At 51.2% G+C, this 18,573-nt stretch carries 15 protein-coding genes; 4 read left to right on the top strand and 11 right to left on the bottom strand.

Going from position 1 to position 18,573, the window contains the following annotated elements:
- The first annotated feature begins 1 nt into the window (after position 1).
- Entirely contained in the window at positions 2–1,357 is a 1,356-nt protein-coding gene (gene gcvPA, locus BM412_RS03230; protein ID WP_091213870.1) for an aminomethyl-transferring glycine dehydrogenase subunit GcvPA, read from the top strand.
- Between the two features lie 56 nt (positions 1,358–1,413).
- A complete protein-coding gene (gene gcvPB, locus BM412_RS03225) occupies positions 1,414–2,877 on the top strand; it encodes an aminomethyl-transferring glycine dehydrogenase subunit GcvPB (RefSeq protein WP_177245870.1) in 1,464 nt (487 codons plus the stop codon).
- A gap of 102 nt (positions 2,878–2,979) precedes the next feature.
- Here the strand turns inward: gcvPB and BM412_RS03220 are convergent, their stop codons facing one another.
- The 10 genes from BM412_RS03220 to BM412_RS03175 form a co-directional block, all read right to left on the bottom strand.
- Positions 2,980–4,794 carry an FTR1 family iron permease gene (locus BM412_RS03220; protein ID WP_091213868.1) on the bottom strand — a complete coding sequence of 605 codons (1,815 nt, stop codon included), beginning with the start codon at positions 4,792–4,794 and terminating at the stop codon, positions 2,980–2,982.
- A gap of 20 nt (positions 4,795–4,814) precedes the next feature.
- Positions 4,815–6,116 (bottom strand): iron uptake transporter deferrochelatase/peroxidase subunit, encoded by a 1,302-nt coding sequence (efeB, locus tag BM412_RS03215; protein WP_091213866.1) that lies wholly within the window; start codon positions 6,114–6,116, stop codon positions 4,815–4,817.
- Positions 6,117–6,122: 6 nt separating this feature from the next.
- Positions 6,123–6,983, bottom strand: a complete 861-nt coding sequence (efeO, locus tag BM412_RS03210; protein ID WP_091213865.1) for an iron uptake system protein EfeO — start codon at positions 6,981–6,983, stop codon at positions 6,123–6,125.
- Between the two features lie 158 nt (positions 6,984–7,141).
- Complete coding sequence (locus tag BM412_RS03205) at positions 7,142–8,248, bottom strand: Ger(x)C family spore germination protein (protein ID WP_091213862.1); 1,107 nt, start codon at positions 8,246–8,248, stop codon at positions 7,142–7,144.
- Positions 8,245–9,324: a GerAB/ArcD/ProY family transporter gene (locus BM412_RS03200; RefSeq protein WP_256256344.1), complete on the bottom strand. Its 1,080-nt coding sequence runs from the start codon at positions 9,322–9,324 to the stop codon at positions 8,245–8,247. The genes BM412_RS03205 and BM412_RS03200 overlap by 4 nt, the downstream gene beginning before the upstream one ends.
- Before the next feature lie 2 nt (positions 9,325–9,326).
- Positions 9,327–10,826, bottom strand: a complete 1,500-nt coding sequence (locus BM412_RS03195; protein ID WP_091213856.1) for a spore germination protein — start codon at positions 10,824–10,826, stop codon at positions 9,327–9,329.
- Positions 10,827–10,955: 129 nt separating this feature from the next.
- A complete protein-coding gene (locus tag BM412_RS03190) occupies positions 10,956–11,540 on the bottom strand; it encodes a TMEM175 family protein (RefSeq protein ID WP_091213854.1) in 585 nt (194 codons plus the stop codon).
- A gap of 379 nt (positions 11,541–11,919) precedes the next feature.
- Positions 11,920–12,471 (bottom strand): Hcp family type VI secretion system effector, encoded by a 552-nt coding sequence (locus BM412_RS03185; RefSeq protein ID WP_091213851.1) that lies wholly within the window; start codon positions 12,469–12,471, stop codon positions 11,920–11,922.
- 147 nt (positions 12,472–12,618) lie between these two features.
- Complete coding sequence (locus BM412_RS03180; protein WP_091213848.1) at positions 12,619–13,050, bottom strand: protein-tyrosine phosphatase family protein; 432 nt, start codon at positions 13,048–13,050, stop codon at positions 12,619–12,621.
- Between the two features lie 33 nt (positions 13,051–13,083).
- The gene (locus tag BM412_RS03175) at positions 13,084–13,962 is read right to left on the bottom strand and encodes a LysR family transcriptional regulator (RefSeq protein WP_091213846.1); all 879 of its coding nucleotides are present in this window, start codon (positions 13,960–13,962) and stop codon (positions 13,084–13,086) included.
- Between the two features lie 129 nt (positions 13,963–14,091).
- Here BM412_RS03175 and BM412_RS03170 point away from each other — a divergent pair, with 129 nt between their 5' ends.
- Together BM412_RS03170 and BM412_RS03165 are read left to right on the top strand one after the other, a co-directional pair.
- On the top strand, positions 14,092–15,135 hold the full coding sequence (locus BM412_RS03170) for a zinc-dependent alcohol dehydrogenase family protein (RefSeq protein WP_091213843.1): 1,044 nt from the start codon (positions 14,092–14,094) through the stop codon (positions 15,133–15,135).
- 20 nt (positions 15,136–15,155) lie between these two features.
- Positions 15,156–16,610, top strand: coding sequence for an aldehyde dehydrogenase family protein (locus tag BM412_RS03165; RefSeq protein WP_091213840.1), 1,455 nt, complete (start codon positions 15,156–15,158; stop codon positions 16,608–16,610).
- Between the two features lie 51 nt (positions 16,611–16,661).
- Here BM412_RS03165 and BM412_RS03160 read toward each other — a convergent pair whose 3' ends face one another.
- Complete coding sequence (locus tag BM412_RS03160) at positions 16,662–18,569, bottom strand: ADP-ribosylglycohydrolase family protein (protein WP_091213838.1); 1,908 nt, start codon at positions 18,567–18,569, stop codon at positions 16,662–16,664.
- Between the last annotated feature and the right edge of the window lie 4 nt (positions 18,570–18,573).

The following is an 18,573-nucleotide window of genomic DNA, read 5'->3' as shown; positions in this document are numbered from 1 at the left end:
CATGGCTAATTTGCACCGCTACATCCCCATAACCGATCAAGACCAAGCCGATATGCTCGCAACGATCGGCGCGGCATCGATCGAAGAGCTGTTCCGAGACATTCCGGAATCCATCCGTTACCGCGGTACGATGCCGATGTCCTCCGCGCTTGACGAATTCTCCCTGCTTGAGCATATGAAGGAGCTTGCCGGACGCAACGCCGACACCGACCGTTACAAAAGCTTTCTTGGTGCGGGAATCTATGATCACCACTTGCCTGTCGTTATCAATCACATGATCTCTCGCTCTGAATTCTATACGGCTTATACGCCTTACCAGCCGGAGATCAGCCAAGGCGAGCTTCAAGCCATCTTCGAGTTCCAATCGTACATTTGCGAGCTGACTGGCATGGCTGTCGCAAACGCGAGTATGTATGACGGCGTTACCGCTTTAGCCGAAGCAGGCGCCTTGGCCGCGGGAGCGACGAAACGAAACCGGATCGTCATCTCGCGTACCGTCCATCCGGAAGCCCGTGAGATGGTCCGCACGATGGCTCGCGGCCTAAACCTGGATATCGTCGAAGTAGGCTTCTCGAACGGCGTTACAGATCTGAACGCCCTACAGGCAGCCGTAGACACCAAGACCGCTGCCGTGCTCGTGCAATCGCCGAATTTCTTCGGCGCAATCGAGGATCTAGCCGCCATCGAGCCTATCATTCACCATGTTAAAGGACTGCTTGTTGTCAGCAGCAATCCCATGTCGCTCGGTTTGCTGGAGACACCGGGTAAGCTCGGAGGCGACATTGTCGTCGGCGATGCGCAGCCGCTTGGCATCTCGCAATCGCTCGGAGGACCGACCTGCGGGTTCTTCGCCGTCACTGAGCCGCTGATGCGGCGAATGCCGGGCAGGATTGTCGGCCAGACCACGGATATCGACGGAAAGCGCGGCTTTGTTCTGACGCTGCAAGCTCGGGAGCAGCATATAAGGCGGGAGAAAGCGACTTCCAACATCTGCTCGAATCAAGCATTGCTTGCTCTATGTGCTTCGATCTACTTGTCGACGATGGGCAAAGAAGGCTTGCGCGAGGCCGCTAACTTGAATTTACAGAAAGCCCATTACGCAGCCGATCTGTTTACAAAGCGCGGCTTCGAACTCCCCTTCTCCGCTCCGTTCTTTAATGAATTTGTCGTGAAGCTGCCGACCAACGTTTCCGTAAAGGAAGCGAATCTGAAGCTGCTTGCCGCCGGCTTCCTCGGTGGCTGCGACCTTGAGTTTACCTACCCGGAGCTGCAAGGACATATGTTAATTGCCGTGACGGAGAAGCGTACGCGCGCGGAAATCGATAATTTTGTCACGAGACTGGAGGAAATGGCATGACTACACATTTAAATGAGGGTGATTCTACCATTGTTCTACAGAACGATAAGAGGAATATGTCTTTGAAACCGGCCAAATCGCTGATATTCGAGCTCAGCAAACCAGGGCGCGTCGCTTATTCCCTCCCGCCTTGCGATGTACCCGAATCGGATCCTTCTGCCTTCATTCCTGCCGAAATGCTAAGACAAACGCCTGCACAGCTTCCCGAGGTATACGAAGTCGACGTAATCCGTCACTACACCGAGCTGTCACGTCGCAATTTCGGCGTCGATAACGGCTTCTACCCGCTCGGCTCTTGTACGATGAAGTATAATCCGAAAATCAACGAAGACACCGCTCGTTTCGCGGGCTTCGCCAAGATTCACCCCTATCAGCCGGAAGAGAGCATCCAAGGCGCACTCGAGCTGATGTATGTGCTTCAGAACGACCTGGCTGCACTGACCGGCATGGATCAGGTTACGCTTCAGCCGGCTGCAGGCGCCCATGGCGAATGGACCGGGCTGATGATGATTCGCGCTTACCATGAAAGCCGCGGCGATGTACGCACCAAAGTGATCGTTCCGGACTCCTCGCACGGAACAAATCCTGCCAGTGCTACCGTCGCAGGCTTCGAAACCATCACCATCAAATCGAATGAGCACGGCATGGTTGACCTAGGCGCGCTGCGCTCGGCTGTCGGCAAGGATACCGCAGCGCTCATGCTCACAAATCCGAGTACCCTCGGCCTGTTCGAGGAACAGATAGTTGAGATCGCAGCTATTATCCATGAGGCCGGAGGCCTGCTCTATTACGACGGAGCGAATTCGAATGCGATCATGGGCATCACGAGACCCGGCGACATGGGGTTTGACGTTGTCCACCTTAATTTGCACAAGACGATGAGCACGCCGCACGGCGGCGGCGGCCCGGGAGCCGGTCCTGTCGGCGTGAAGAGCACGCTCATACCGTTTCTGCCCAAACCTCTTGCCGCCAGACGCGATGACGGCACCTATTTCTTTGACTACGACCGTCCTGAGTCAATCGGCCGGGTCAAAGCGTTCTACGGCAACTTCGGCATTCTTGTACGGGCATATACGTATATTCGGACCTATGGACCGGAAGGACTGCGCCGCGTCTCGGAATGTGCGGTTCTAAATGCCAACTACATGATGCACCGGCTCGCTCCTCATTTCGAGCTTCCCTACCCCGGCGTCTGTAAGCATGAGTTCGTGATGTCGGGTCGCGGCTTGAAGGAGTACGGCGTCCGCACGTTAGACGTAGCCAAGCGGCTGCTCGACTTCGGTTACCATCCGCCAACCATCTATTTTCCGCTCAACGTCGAGGAATGTATCATGATCGAACCGACCGAAACAGAAAGTAAAGAGACACTTGACGGGTTTATTGATACCATGATCCAAATTGCCGAAGAAGCGCGCACGAATCCAGCCATTATACTAGGGGCACCTTATGGTACCGTCGTACGCCGACTGGACGAGACGACAGCCGCCCGCAAACCGGTCCTCAACTGTGCGTGCAGCTAATCGGTCGCTCATAGGACAAATCCGATGCATGTAAGGCTAAGGCAATAACGAAAAAAAAGCTTAATCCGATCTCCTCTGCGAGATTGGATTAAGCTTTTTTTTCTATTTCAAGTTGGTTTTTGTCGATCCTTCTCGACGCGCGCCGATAGTGAAGACTGAACGATAACGAATGAGTAAATATACAAGCAGAGCGGCTTGCGGAATGACCGTTTCAAGTGTCGGGTAGATGCCCAGCACATTCACGGAGATGCTTCTTGGCAGCGAATGAGCCGGTACCCAGGCGGCCACTTGAAGCGAATGAAGGCTTTCGCCGATGAAACGAAACACCAGCAAGTAGATGAATGCCGAGGCCGTCAGGAAGAACGGACGAAGCGGCAGCTTCACGCTGTACTTGATCATCGATACGGCCAGAATCCCAAGCAGCACCAGCGCCGCCGCGATCCCGAGCAGCATCTGCATCGGATCAATCGACGGGGCCATGCCGACATAGAATATAGCCGTTTCTGCGCCTTCGCGGAAGATGGAGAGCCCCGATACGACAAACAAGGACCATAAGCTGCCCCGTGCCAAGGCTCCTCCGACCTGCTTATCAATGAAGGCATTCCAAGCGAGAATGTTGGACTTCTTATGGAGCCAATTTCCCACCAGCAGCATGAAGAGTACGGCCGCCAGCCCGCTTAAGCCTTCAATCTTCTCGCGCATGTTGCCTGACATCGCCTGCGAAACCGCATAGGTCAGCACAACCGCCATAATGGCGCTCAGCAGCAGCCCGGTGCCTGCACCGCCCCAGATCCATTTGCGCTTATCCGCATGCCCGGCTTTGTTCAAATAGGAGATGAGTGCCGCCAGAACCAGAATCGCCTCAAACCCTTCTCGGAGCAAAATCGCGCCTGCATCAAAAGCGTTATAGCTCGCATCCTCCAGCATTGGTGCCAACTGTTCCTTCATTTCCGCTATCGTTGTACTTGCTATATCCGTCTCAGGCGGATCGGATAACAGATAACCCGCGGCTTCCGTCATGCGATTCTCGATATCGCGATATACCGTGGCCGAACGCAGCTGAACTTCTCCTTCTACGCTTGGCCACATGCGAATGAAGGTTTGCATCTGACCGTTCGCTTCTGCAGCATGACCCGCATTCGCATCAGCCTCCGCTTGATTCAGCACCTCGAATGCATCTGCAAGCGTTAGACCGGTATCTGCTGCTGCATGAGCAATCTTACCGGATGCATAATCCTTAACCTGTTGCAGCAAGGCAGCGGTTTCCGACTCGGCTTGAGCTGCACGCGGAGGATCCGTGCGAAGGGCGATTCGGATCATGCTCATACTCGTCTCAAGCGAGGCGTATACCGTGGCATTATCGCCCCGAATCGGCTGCTCAATCTTCTTCCAGCCGCTGTCGATCTGTCTGTAATCCGCATTCGCTGCAGACCAAGACGCGTCCTTGATATGCGCACCCAGCTGTTCCAGCAGCGGAATCAGCGTCGCCGCTGCATCAGGTCCGGACATCTGCGTCTTGCTGCTGGCCGCCTTCGAGTAAGCATTGACCGCTTTCGCGGCGGCTGCCAATGCTTTCTTCGCCGCAGCGGGATCGCGCTTCGCTTCAGCTACCGCTTTAACGGCGTGAGCAAGCGCGGAATTCACATTCGCAGTCAAGTCCGAATCCTTGGCTTGGACATCCTCCCACAGCCGGCTCGCCTCCGTTAACGATTGCTGCGCATCCGTAAACTTCTCTTGCCCGATATCGACAAGGGCATCGCCGATCAGAGGAAGGATTCGCTCCATGGACGATTGCTCTCCTGCCGCCAATACTACACTGCCCACAGGCAGCCATAACATCAGCGCTATAAACACAATGGGGAGCAATCTTGCTCCCCGTCTGATCCATTGCTTCGATGTATGCCATTTATCCGTCATGTATCTATTCCCCTTCTTGCTCACAGCAGCGTATCCCCAATGTAGCCGCCTTTGCGGACACCCGGAAAACAAGCGAATACCGCGCTGCCATGATGAAGAATGTATTCGTTCAGCTTGTCGGTCGCAAGCCGCTGCTGCATGGGGATAAACTGTTTGGCAATGCTGCGTTGATAGCTGATGAACAGAAGCCCCGCATCCAATTGACCGGTCGCGTTGTCAAGCCCGCTGGAATACGAATACGAGCGTCGCAAGATTTGAATGGAGCTGTCTCCTCTTGCCAGGCGCACATGGGAATCCATGGGAATGAACGGATTTCCCTTCCCATCCTTAGCTGCAAGATCGACCTTATCCTTCTCGTTCTGACTGCCAATCGGTGCTCCGCTGTGCCGATGGCGGCCAAAGGTATCTTCTTGATCCTTAAGCGTAGAGCGATCCCACACTTCAACGCGAATCCGAATCCGTCTGACAACCATATAGCTTCCCCCAGCCATCCAAGTCGCGCCATCGCCTGCCCCAGCCCAAACGACTTCGTTCATCACCTGCGCATCGTGAATATCGGGATTGGCGGTGCCATCCTTAAAGCCCATGAGATTTCGCGGCGTCGCGCCGGACGGATCCGACTGCCCGGTACGCTGAAAGCCCTCTTGCGTCCAGCGAAGCACGGCTTTCCCTCGCGCTATGCGAGCCAGGTTGCGAATGGCATGGAATGCAACCTGCAGATCATCGGCACACACTTGCACGCCGATATCTCCACCTGTCCATTCCTCCCGCAGCGCATCTCCGTTAAATAGCGGCAGCTCAGCGAAGTTCGCCGGTCGTTTCGCTGCAAGTCCGAATCGTTCATCGAAGAAACTCGGTCCTACCCCGAACGTAATCGTCGTCCGAGAAGCATGCAATCCGGCAGCTTCTCCGGTATCGGTAGGCGGAACATTCTCGTTTTCATGAACCGGCTCTCCGATTAACTGTCCGCGGGTTATCGCATCGGAAGCTTCCGTCCACTTCTTGAACAGCTCGCGTACAGCCCCAATATCCGTCGTCCGCAGATCGAATGCGGCAAAACAAACAAAATTTTGAGAAGGTGTCGCGATTCCTGCTTGATTCGGACCGTAGAACGCAACCCTATCATCTTCAGCCGATGAGGTCTCGTTGCCGAGCAGGCGCCCGCTTGCTTCCAGCAGCCCGCCTGTTCCAAGGCCGCCAAGCAGAAGTCCCGCTCCGCCGATACCGGCCATCTTGAGCAGATCGCGCCGACTGACCGGTTTTTTCCAAACCCCGCTTTGTCCTTCTTCGGGAAGCCCTTTCTTCTTCTCCAGGTCCTTCATGGTTCATTACGCCCCCAAAATAGTGCCCATCTGTGAAAGCGGCTCTGCAAGTGCATCAATCGATTGACTCAGCGATTTGGTATCCGTATCCTTCAATTCCGTGAACAACACAAAGCCATCGCCTGATTTGTACTTATCCAGAAGACCTTCCAGCTCCGTGAAACGTTCACCGATTTGCTTCTCGAGATCGGCATCTTTCTCCGCAAGCGCAGGCTTCAGCAGCTCATAAATTTTCTTCGCGCCTTCAACGTTGGCAACAAAGTCATAGAGGTCCGTACGGGAATAACGTTCTTCTTCCCCTGTTACCTTTGAAGAGGAAACTTCGTTAAGCAGCTCTACGGCCCCGGTCACAAGCATCGTGCTGTCTACTTCGACGGTTTCCATTAACGCGCGAAGCGCTTTAACATCGCTTAGAAGTCGATCCGCGTACTCCGTCATCCCATCGGTGGTGTTATCGACCCACAGTGCCTTCTCAATGCGATGGAATCCGCGCCAGTCCGCATCTGCCACATCGCCTTCACGTGCATCGATGTTCGGATCGAAGTCGCCCAGCGATTCCGCGATGGGTTCAATGCGCTCATAATACATGCGCGTCGGAGCGTAGATCTTCTTCGCCGTATCGATATCGCCGGACTTCACGGCATTGACGAACTTCTCCGTCTCCACGATGAATTGGTCGCATTGCTCGATGCCGTAAGCCTGATATTGGGCTTGCGCCTCCGTTAGATCAGCTGTTCCTTCCGCATTCGCCGCAGCTGCATTCGTTGCGTTGGACGCATTAGTCGATTTGTCGTCATTCTTCCCGCAGCCGGACAATACAATTGCCGCTGCCGTTAATAAAACCGCGCTTCTATACCAAACTTTCATCGTTACATCCTCCTAGTAATGATAATCAATCTCATTATAAGCCTGTAGGAGCTGAATCGTAAATCTCTCTTGTGTACGATTGGTGAATAAATTTTTTCCACCTTGCCAAAACAGACAAAAAAAGATGATCTCTCCGATTGGAGAGATCATCCTTCCACTCACTTAATAATGCCTGTTCCTTTAATATGGACTTCGAACTCCGGCCTTATCTTCACTTCCTTGTAAGTTTTCTTCCAGTCCATGGTTTTCCAAAGCTTGGAATGATGGGCTTTAAGCCTTCTTCCGATACCGAGCGCATCGCAATTCGCCTGCTGCAATTTACTTATTACACCTTTGGCATGTTTGTTTAGATGTTCGGTAATTTCCTGCGTCACCTGTTCACGATCTACCTCCTGTCCCAGGTTGCTCGGATAACTGCTAATCACACCGTAGAGGTCTACCTTCACCACAAACTCGATCTCAGACGACGTAGGATTGACAGACAAATGGGTATCCCGCTTCATTTTTCGCGTTTGATAGGTAAGCAAGCTCTGCTCTAACGGAATATCCAAAAAAGCAAATTTATCCAGCTTGCCGAGCATGAGCAATAACAATGTACTATCTTCATTCATCAAGGTCTGACCGGAATATTTATCACCATCGAATAGACCGACACTGTCAATGACCAAGGCTTTATTTTCAATTTTATGAATGATCGGCAGCACCATATCTTCGCCCGGGTCGAACATTTGACTCCAGATCGAATACAGCGTTTGATTCGGAATAACCGTCGTGCGCTCAGCCCCATTAATCAATTGTTTAATGCCAAATGCGATGGGACTGTTATCAAGTTTTTTGAAAGATAATACTTCGGAGCCTTGCCCCCTGCTTATTAGAATATTCGAATTCAGATATCCCTTCGGATTACGATACAAGTACTCCAAAGGAGCCTTGATCCCCTGTTTGGCGAGTTCTTCCCCAAGAATGACAACATGCGTCTTCGTGGCTTCGATGGTGCCGGGAAGCATACTATCTATTTTCACGCCGGTATTGGCAGTTGACGCCCCTGTTGCTTGCATCTCTTGATCCTTTACTTCGAATTGGCCGCCGCCTTTACTATCGAGCTGGATTGTTCTTACGGTCACCACCATGTGATTGTCTTTGTCCATGTCCATGCTAATTCCGTTTACCATTTTCTTAGAGGATAAATATTGGCTGTCCCAGCAGCCTGAGAGCACCGTTATGCATAACAAAATCCAAACCGCAAGAAGCCATTTTCTTCTCATACTGACCCGACCTTTTCATGGGTTTTAACAAGGAAGGATGAGAGCCAGAGCAATACCGGCACCGCTGCAATCATGATCAAATAGCCATATTCCAGCCATTTACTGAAGGGACGCATATTCTCGATTGTCGTTATAAACCAGGCTGTAATGAAGACAATCCCCCCACTGAACCATACCAGCTTTCGATAGGAGCCGCGTTTGGTCGTTAGACTTTTTCCGGCAACACATAAATAAGAAACGATGGTAGCGGTCATCGGAATGATCCAAATGGTTAGGAAGATCAGGTCTAATCGATCAAACAGCTGAAAGGACAAGCCTTTAAATAAAAACAATACCGGTTCATTCACCTGCTCTAACGCCTTTGGACTCAATCCCATCAAGCAGATAAGGACAAAGTACGTATAAAACAAGGTCACAAAGCCATTGGCGGCCGAAATGACGGACAACATGCCCTTCCGGTTTCCTTGAACTTGGGAGTAGAAATACAGCGTTACCTCAAACCCGAGCATGGAGAAGAACGTTTTCTCGCTTCCGCTGAGAATTGGCATCATGCCTGATTGACCGACGGGTAAAATGTTCGAAATGTGCATAACACTATTAAAGTTTAAAAAGCTGATCAGAATCAACACAACAAACAGTATGGAAGAGAAGACAAAAAACCGGGCGATGACGCGCAAATTATCCAGTGCCAAATAGACGCTCGTTCCAACGATAAGCAGAAGCAGCACCCAGCCGGGCGTCAATGGCAGCATCCAAATATTGATCAGCTCTGCGTAAAGTGAACAGGCATACGCTGCAATGAGCACGAAGAAAGCATAATAAACGACGTTGATTGCCTTTCCTAGATATCGTCCAAGCAGGTGAATCGTTATTTCACTTAACGTGTCGTTCGGATATTTCTTCAACAGATGCCAATACACGAACAGCACCAGCTGAATGACAGCCCCTGCAAGCAGAACCGAAATCCATGAATCTCCACCCGCTATGCTCTGAGTATCAGAAGGCAGGGATAATAAGCCTATACCAATTTGCGTTTTGATGATCATAAAAAACAATTGGGTTCTGCTTATTGTCATTTTCACGGCCGCTTCCACCTCCCGAATATCGACTGTTTAATGGGGCTGCCTTCCGTTTTTTGCGTGCTTTTATTAACCATCCAGAGCGGTAGTCTAAGAAAAACATCTTTAAAATTGTCTTGGCCTTGAAACGGACCAAACGGCGTGAAATACGGAATGCCCAGTGTCTCGATTTTGCAAAGGTGAATAAAAATCAGCATCAGCATGATGGAGATGCCGAAAAAACCGAATAAGGAGGCGGCCAGCATCATCGGAAACCCCAAAATACGTAGGCTTGTTCCAAATTCGTTTATCGGCGTTACGAATGACGCGATCGCCGTTAACCCAATAATGACAATCATCGTATGCGATACCAATTGGGCTTCCACCACAGCCGTTCCGATGACTAACCCGCCTACAATACCGATCGTTTGGGAAATAGGTGTGGGCAGCCTAATTGCGGCCTCTTTCAACAGCTCCAGTATGATTTGCATCACAAGTGCTTCCAGAATAGGAGGTAAAGGAACGTAGGTTAACGACACCTTGACTGAATACAGAATCCCGATTGGGAGCACTTCAGAATGGTAAGTCACGGTCGCGATGTAGATCGCCGGCAAGCAAATCGCCAGAACGAAACTAATTAACCGAATGAACCGATAAAAGGAGCCGATGATCCACCGGCTGTTGTAATCATCCGGCGACTGGTAGAACGAGAAGAATGTAATCGGCAGGACCAGAACGCTTGGACTGCCGTCGACGATGATCGTAATTTTGCCTTCCATCAGGTAGGAAACCGCCCGATCCGGTCTCTCGGTCTGCAGCGTTTGCGGAAACGGAGACATCGGGTGCTCTTCGAGCATTTCATCGATGTTTCCGGCGGAATACAAATATTCCAGATCGATCACGGTGAGCCTTCTCTCGCATTCCTCAACGACTTTAGGATCTGCAAAACCATCCATATAAATCATGGCGACTTTGGTATTTGTGACGCTGCCTAACGTATAATATTTCACTTTTAATTTGGGGTTTTTCATTCGATTGCGAAGCAAGAATAGATTTGTACTAAGGCTTTCAATAAAACCATCATGGGCGCCTTTAATGATTTGTTCGTCTCTCGGCTCTTGTATGGCTCGGTCTTGCGACTTTGCTACAGGGATCAAGATGGCTGTCGAGTCGCTTTCCGTTAGAACAACGCAATGACCTTCAAGCATATATTTTCCGATTTGGATCAGATCGGATGACTTTTTGATTTCGACTGCAGTTAACTTCTGCTCGATATCATCGGAGCCGGGTTCCAGCAATGGATCGATGACAAGCGTTTGAATGGAAGCCGACTGAACCAGTGACTCCAGATAGATCAAAGCGCAGGTTGGATCTGAACAGGTGAGCTTCTGCAGCTTCAGATCTTCCGTTTGAGCGAAATAGTTCTGAATCTGTGCAATCTTCTTATCGAGATCTCCGGATTCCATTTCAACGGGTTGTGGTTTTACGGATTTACTGATTGTTTTCTTGAAGCGAAACATGCCGTCACCACCTGCCGATAGTTAATTCTTTCCTTATTGTTCGCAGGCAGGCTTATAATTATGAAAACTCGGCCGCAACGCAAAAAAAGCCGGTTCGATCGGCGCTCTGATCGAACCGGCTTTTCCCTTCTAATTTGCTTTTCTCAGCAACACGCGTTCAATCCGCTTATCGGGCACAAACCAGAGTATCGCTACCAGCGCGAAGAAGAAGCAAGATACCCATGCGTTAAGATAGGCCGTCACGATGGCTAACAGGTAGATCAACGGCGAAATCTTGCCTTTGAAATCTCGCCCGATCGCCGCCAAAATCGCAGAGTCGGACGGATGCTGGCCCAGAATCGCGCGCTGCAATAACCAATATGAAATAGAGGCAAGCAGCAGCACGATGCCATACAGCGCTGTAGGCGTGGGAGCAAAGTGGCTCTCTCCGATCCAAGCCGTAGAGAAAGGCACGAGCGATAACCAGAATAGCAATAGCATATTAAGCCACATCAGCTTGCCGTTCATCGTATGAACGGCGTGAAGAAGATGATGATGATTATTCCAGTAAATTCCCACGTAGATAAAGCTGAACAAATAACTGAGCAGCTTCGGCGCCAGACTCACCAGCGAATGCCACTCGTGTCCCTCCGGCACTTTCAATTCAAGCACCATGATCGTAATAATAATGGCTAGTACGCCGTCGCTGAACGCTTCCATTCGATTTGCTTTCAAACTGCTCCCCCTCTCTATGTAAAGACGTTGCCCTTGTTGATTCGACAGATGCGATCGAAAACCTCTTAAATGCAAGCGACAAAAAACAACCGTAAAGGTTGCCTCTGCTCATCTCGCACTCTTCAACTTGCAATCCGCAAAATCTAACGAACCGTAGAGGCCTTATTGGGCCGAATTTCGGGGCAAATAAGCGCTGTACGGTTCGTTAGCGCATTCGCGGATGCCAACAAGCACGGATGGCAGCGATCTGCCAGAACATAAGAAAGATCGCCAACCACCTGTCCGCACAGGCAGGTTAAGGCGATCTTGTTGTTTGAAGAGCGAAGACCACTTTGTAACATCCCGCGGCAACCGTGGACGGTTGCCCACTTTTGCACCTTTAGGCTATTGTATTTTTCTTTATATCCCAGCCGCCTGTGATCGGAGTTCGAATGCCTTTAGCATCCGTGATCCAGTAGGTCCACTTAATTTTGTTATAATTCAGAACCACTGTTTCTTCTGTATCATCGAAGGAATAACTGCTAATGACCACATCTTCGAGCTCAAGCATTAGGTACGGGGTTTGATTCCCACCTACACCTTGGCTCGTATAAACAAGCTTGCCTTTCGGAATATGTACGCCTTTCATGGCATTCAACATGATCGGTACGGAAGCGGCATCGACGGATTTGGTGATCGTGAGCGCGGACAGACTCACTTTACCAGCGCCTGCACCGCTGCCTGCTGCAAAAGAGCCCTGATTTTCTATGGAGAAAGATGCACCTTCAACTACACTCCATTTCTCATACCCTTTCATGGTCGATTCGCCGGAAATCCCATCCAGCTGCAGCAATATGCTTCCGTTACTCGGTGCTGCCGCGCTTGCAGGCACAATGCTGAGCGTAGCTAACCATAAACAAGCAATTAAGACGGACGATAACAGCTTCTTCAAGAGTAATCACTCCTCCTTCGTTATAGATACATTATGTATCAAAAAGGGCAGTATGACAATAACTGTTCGCCGCAAACCTGCATCAACTCTTGAAAACAACAAATCGAAAAAACCCGCCTACACACATGTCGGCGGGCAATACCACTATTACTTGTATAGCTTATCCAGTGCTGCACGCTGCGGCGGTTTAATATTGATTTTGGCACGAATGTCGATCGCCTTCGCTTCCGCATCTTCCATTCCGGCTGCTTGCGCAAGCTCGATCAGCGTACCGACTGCTACGACACCTGTTCGGCCGCCGCCGCCGGCGCAATGGAAAGCTACTTTCTTGCCGCTCTTGTACGCACCGACAACTTCATCGATTGCTTTCTTAAATAAGAGATGGTCATCGGCCTTATTGTCTCCAAGGGGAATTTGAATCCACTCCACTTCCGCACCCTCATAGGCACAGCCCGTAGCCTCGGCACGCAAGTCGATGACGACATCAACCTCTTCGTTCTTGATCATATCCTCTACATCCGCGGCTCCGCCCATGAAGATCCGATCTTCGATTAAAGCTTGATAGTTATTCTTTGACATGTATCATGGCTCCTTCTCGATTCATTTTGAGTTTCAAACGTTCCCGAAGTATTCGATCACGAACTGACGAAATCGCTGCGCCGCAAGAGACAAGTAGTGTCTTCTTGACCAGGCCAACCCGGTTGTTACCGTGCAGTCCGGATCCGTGATTCGCAGCCGATGGGGCATCAAATGTTCTCTCTTCTTCCAGGCCATCTCCGGAGCAAACATGATTCCAAGCCTTCTTCTAAGCAGCAATACGACCGCGTCCGGTTCATCTACTTCAAGCATCGTATTTGGCGTAAATCCGGCTCGCTCACAGATGCTGTCCGTCAAGCTCCGAAACCAGTAGCCTGAACGCAAACCAATAAACGTCTCATCCTTCAGTTCGATCAGCGAAACGCTGTCTCTCCCGACCAACCGATGGTTGTCAGGAACGACGACATAGAATTGCTCCGTTCTCAGCGGCGCCCACTCCATGTCTGCTCCCTCAACAGGCGCAGTCGTGATGCACAGATCCATCTCGCCGTCCTCCAGCATGCGCTTCATCACCGCAGTCGGCTCAAGCAATTGCCTGAAATGAACGTTCGGATACAAGCTGAGAAAAGCGCCAAGCAGCTCGGGAAGAACGCTCGTGAGCGAGGCTCCGAGCGTAATGCTTCCCCGATTCAAGCCTGCCATATCCCGAACTTCCCGTTTCCCTTCCTCCAGTTCGCTAAAAACCCGCTCAACCCGCTCCAGAAATACTTTGCCAAACGGATTCAACCGAATGCTGCGCCCTTGTCTGTCGAACAACGGCACGCCGACATGCTTCTCCAGCCTTGCAATCGTTTTACTAAGGGAGGGCTGGGCGATATTCAGCTCCTCCGCAGCCTTGGTGATATGTTCCAACCTGGCAACAGTCTGAAAATATTGCAATTGAAGCAGCTCCATCTCGCATTCCACCTGTATATAGACTGATAGCTATGATCTCATAGTTTAATATGTATTATACATTATGAATTCATATTTCTATAATAGGGTTCGAAGATCAAACAACCTCTACAGGGAGATGACCCTTTTATGAAAGCAGCAGTGCTCGAAGCCTTCAACGAACCATTGGTAGTCAAACAAGTCTCAGATCCTATACTTGCGCCTGATGGCGTCATTCTTAAATTAGAAGCGACCGGCATTTGCCGAAGCGACTTGCATGGCTGGCACGGAGGACTCGGCGCAATCAAGACCTTCCCGCATATTCTCGGTCACGAAATGAGCGGTATCGTCCAAGAGGTCGGCAAAGATATCCGTAATTTCAAGAAAGGCGACCGCGTTATCGTGCCTTTCAATCAAGGAGACGGCGTCTGCCCGCATTGCCAATCCGGCCACCACAACCTTTGCGATAATTTGAAAATGGTCGGATTCCATATCGACGGCGGGTTCGCGGAATATATTCATATTCCAAACGCCGATCTAAACCTTCTTCATCTGCCGGAAGGCATTGATTTCCTAACGGCAAGTGCGATGGGCTGCCGCTTCATGACGGCTTTCCACGGTGTAGTATCCAGAGGCAATGTGCGTCCCGGCGAGTGGGTCGCGGTATACGGTTCCGGAGGCGTTGGACTGTCTGCCATCCAAATCGCAACTGCTGCCGGCGCTAACGTCATCGCAGTCGATATCGCGGAGGATAAGCTCGATTTTGCCAAACAAATGGGTGCTGTCGCAGCCGTAAACAGCAAGGAAACGAATGCACCGCAAGCGATCATGGAACTAACCAAAGGCGGAGCCAACCTGTCCATCGATGCGCTTGGCATCCAAGATACGGTCGTGAACTCCGTGATGAGCCTCGCCAAACGGGGTCGTCATTTGCAGCTTGGCGTAAGCAGCAATCCACAAGGCGGCATGACGCCTGTTCCGGTTAACCTCATGCTGCTGAAAGAGCTCACATTGGTTGGCTCCGCCGGTATGCCGGTTCCGGAATATCGCGAAATGCTCCAGATGGTGGAGCAAGGCAAATTGGCGCCGGGCAAATTGGTCACCAAGCAAATCGCACTTGACGATATCAACGCAGCGTTCGAAGAAATGAATAATTATGCCGGAGTTGGTGTAACCGTCATTACCAAATTTTAAGTAAGGGGGCACTCCATCACATGTCCGATAATTATAACAAACAGTATATCAACGGAGTTTGGCGCGACGGTTCAAGCGAGAAGGTCTATGACAGCGTTAATCCTTATAATAATGAAATCGTCGCTCGCATCAAGCTCGCCAGTCGCGATGACATCGACGAAGCGTATCAGGCTGCCAAACTGGCGCAGAAAGAATGGGCGAAATCCTCTGCTGAAACACGGAAATCGGTTCTTCGGAATGCGACCCAGCTGCTTCAGCAGCGAAAAGACGAGATTATCGCCATTATGGTGAAAGAATCGGGCAGCTCAGTCACGAAAGCGATTGGCGAATTCATGGCTTCTGTTGGCTCGATCATGGCGGCTGTTGGCTATGTCGATTCCATGTTCGCGCCTCATGTTTTCCCATCCCCCATTCCGGGAAAGGAAAACCATGTGTACCGTTTCCCGGTTGGCGTCATTGGAACTATTAATGCGTTTAACTTCCCGCTCTACATGGCGATGCGCGTTGTCGCACCGGCGATTGCTGCAGGAGATGCCGTCGTCTTGAAGCCGGATTCGCAAACCTATATTACAGGCGGACCTATCGTCGCTGAAATTTTCGAACAAGCCGGTCTGCCCAAAGGTGTGTTGAACGTTGTTGGGTACGATATTGGCGAAGTCGGCGATTACATGATCGAGCATCCTGTACCTCGGATTATTTCCTTTACGGGTTCAACCGCTGTCGGCCGCCACATAGGCGAGCTATGCGGCAAGCATTTAAAACGCGCATCGCTGGAGCTTGGCGGCAACAATCCGTTCGTTGTGCTTGAGGATGCGGACTTGGATCAAGCCGTCGATGCCGCTGTATTCAGCAAGCTGTTGAATGCCGGGCAGGTTTGCGTTTGTACGAATCGATTCCTCGTACACCGCAAACACTATGATGAATTTGTCGCACGTATCGCAGCAAGATTGGAACAGGTTCCTTATGGCAATCCGTCCGATCCGCAAGTGATCGTCGGGCCGCTTATCAACGAGAAACAAATCGAGAAGGTGCTCGGGCTCGCTGAAATGGCCAAGCAAGAAGGGGCTCGTCTCGTCCTGGAAGGTCAACGAATCGGCAACGTCGTTACGCCGTTCGTGTTCGCCGATGTCGATCGGAAGTCGACATTAGCAAGAACGGAAATCTTCGGCCCGATCGCTACGATCATTCCGTTCGATACGGAAGAAGAAGCACTGACTTGGGCTAACGATACCGAGTATGGATTATCAAGCGCTGTATTTACGAGCAATATCGAGAACGGCATCGCCTTCGCACGCGCCATCGAAAGCGGCATGACGCATGTGAACGACACAACGATCAACATGGACATGGATGCGCCGTTCGGCGGAGAGAAATCATCCGGCATCGGCCACTACGGCGGCGAGCTTGGCTTCGAAGAGTTCACGACGAGCAAGTGGGTTTCGGTTCAGAAGGAACCACGTATGTTCCCGTTCTAAACTTAAAATGCGGCACAAGGGTTTTCCCCAAGTGCCGCATTTTTGTTTCTGTCAGAGAGAAATCCAAGAGCCAAGATCCGTGATGTGATGCGGGAATGATTGGCCCAGCTCGGTGAAGATCAAGCTGTAATCCGCATGACGGCCGCGCCGAATCGCCTGCAGTACGATTTTGTTCCTTCCCTGACGCAGCTTCGCCTCAGAGTGATGCCGATTCTCCGCGGTCCACCAATCATGATGATCCGTCTCGCTTATTAATTGATCGTTAATCCATAGCCGATAGGCTTCGGTATGCCCGAATATAATGTTGACCTCGCGATCCTCCGGCAGCTCGATCTCCCGCTCCGCGTATACGACGCAAGGCCCTTGGAAGCCGATCAGATCCGAAACCGAGAACAAATCCTCGGTCACATTCACGAGCCGGTAATCCTGCGGATCGACCAGACGCCTATAATCTTTGGTCGCATCGGCCTTCGTATTGAGATGAAATTGCCGCGTCAAATCCGCGATTTCGTCCCTTGTGCCTTTGAATGCGCCGTAATACCACTCGCCAAGCTCCGTGCGAGGAAGCTCAATATGATTTTCCCAGAACGGTCCGAATACTTTCCACACCTGCGCTCCGTTCAGTCCGAAGACAAAGCTTGCCCCGCCGAATTCGGCAGTCAGCAAGTTTTTCTCCGAGAGGTAGCTGACCTGCTCCGGTACACTTACCGTGAGCGTAACCGATTTGAATTCCCCCGGCTGCAGAACGATGTGCTGCGAAATCCAATCACTCCGCCAGCCATGAGGCAAATCGACTGTCAATTGATCCACAGCGACAAACTCCGTCTCGTTCGACAGTCCGATGGCGATCGTCTTGCTCTCCGACCATCCAACAACGGGTATCCCCTGATAATCAACGGAAAGCACAATGGAAGGCTGCGGTTTGTTCGCGGGAATGGAACCAAGCTCGGACGGCTGTCCCGTAATCTCGATCGCCCCATTAAGCTCTCTCATGATAGTCAACCCCGCTACGCAAGTATCCTCGGCCAAGTCCGACAGTTGATTGGAGCGGCGAGTGACTTTCACGTCCAGCTTGTAGCTGGTGTCGTAGAAGGAATGCTTCTCGATTAAGCGGTCTGCCCCATAGATAATTCCGAGAAGAGCGCCTGCTGTCGCGCAGCTGCAATCCGTATCGAAGCCGCAATTCAGCGCGATCATCGTCGTCTCCAGGAAATCCCCTTTGCCGTAAAACAAACATACCAATGTGAATCCAATATTCTGATAAAGGTTCGTACAGTCCGGGTGTCCGTAATCGCGAATAATCCGAGAGCGAACCTGCTGCCAGGTCAAATCCTGCGAGGACCATGCCATCGTGTCCTCCACAAGCCGGCGAATTCTCGTTCCCTCAGGCAAATAGACCATGCCGTCTCGCAGCAGCTTCATGAGATCATCTTCGACGAAAGCCATCGCTTCCACTGCCGCCAGATACTGCTCTGCATAGATGGAATCGCCCTCATGGTCCAGCATGCCGTCGCGTCCCGCAAATTCTGCCGCCAGCTCGGGATTGCCCGGCGCAACGCAGGCCCATATCTCGGAGCGAATGGGACAGCCCATACCATTAATGTAATAGCGATTATTGAATGCACCCGATACAGGCGGATAAATACCTCGGTTATAATTTTTCTTGAACCAGGCATACTCTCCCGGCACGAACGGGTACCGCTCGTAGAACGCGTCAGCCAAATCCATCGAAGTGAAGTAGACGCCTTTCTGCTCCAGCACATGCAGCCATAACACCTGAAGATCCAAGTCGTCGTTCGGCAGCATTTCCTTTATGGCCCGCGGGTCATATTCGTAATCGAAGAGTTCCTTCCTGCCTTCGAAGGGAGCGCCAATCGTACCGGCAATACTCTTGCCCAGCCATGCGCCGTACACTTTATCCAAATAGTTCTCATAGGTCAACCGGTATTTAGCCATCATCGCT

The sequence above is a fragment of the Paenibacillus sp. BC26 genome (assembly GCF_900116125.1).
In the GTDB taxonomy this organism is placed as follows: Bacteria; Bacillota; Bacilli; order Paenibacillales; family Paenibacillaceae; genus Paenibacillus_Z; species Paenibacillus_Z lignilyticus.
Note: the sequence above shows the minus strand (reverse complement) of the source record. Positions and strands in the feature narration are given on the sequence as shown.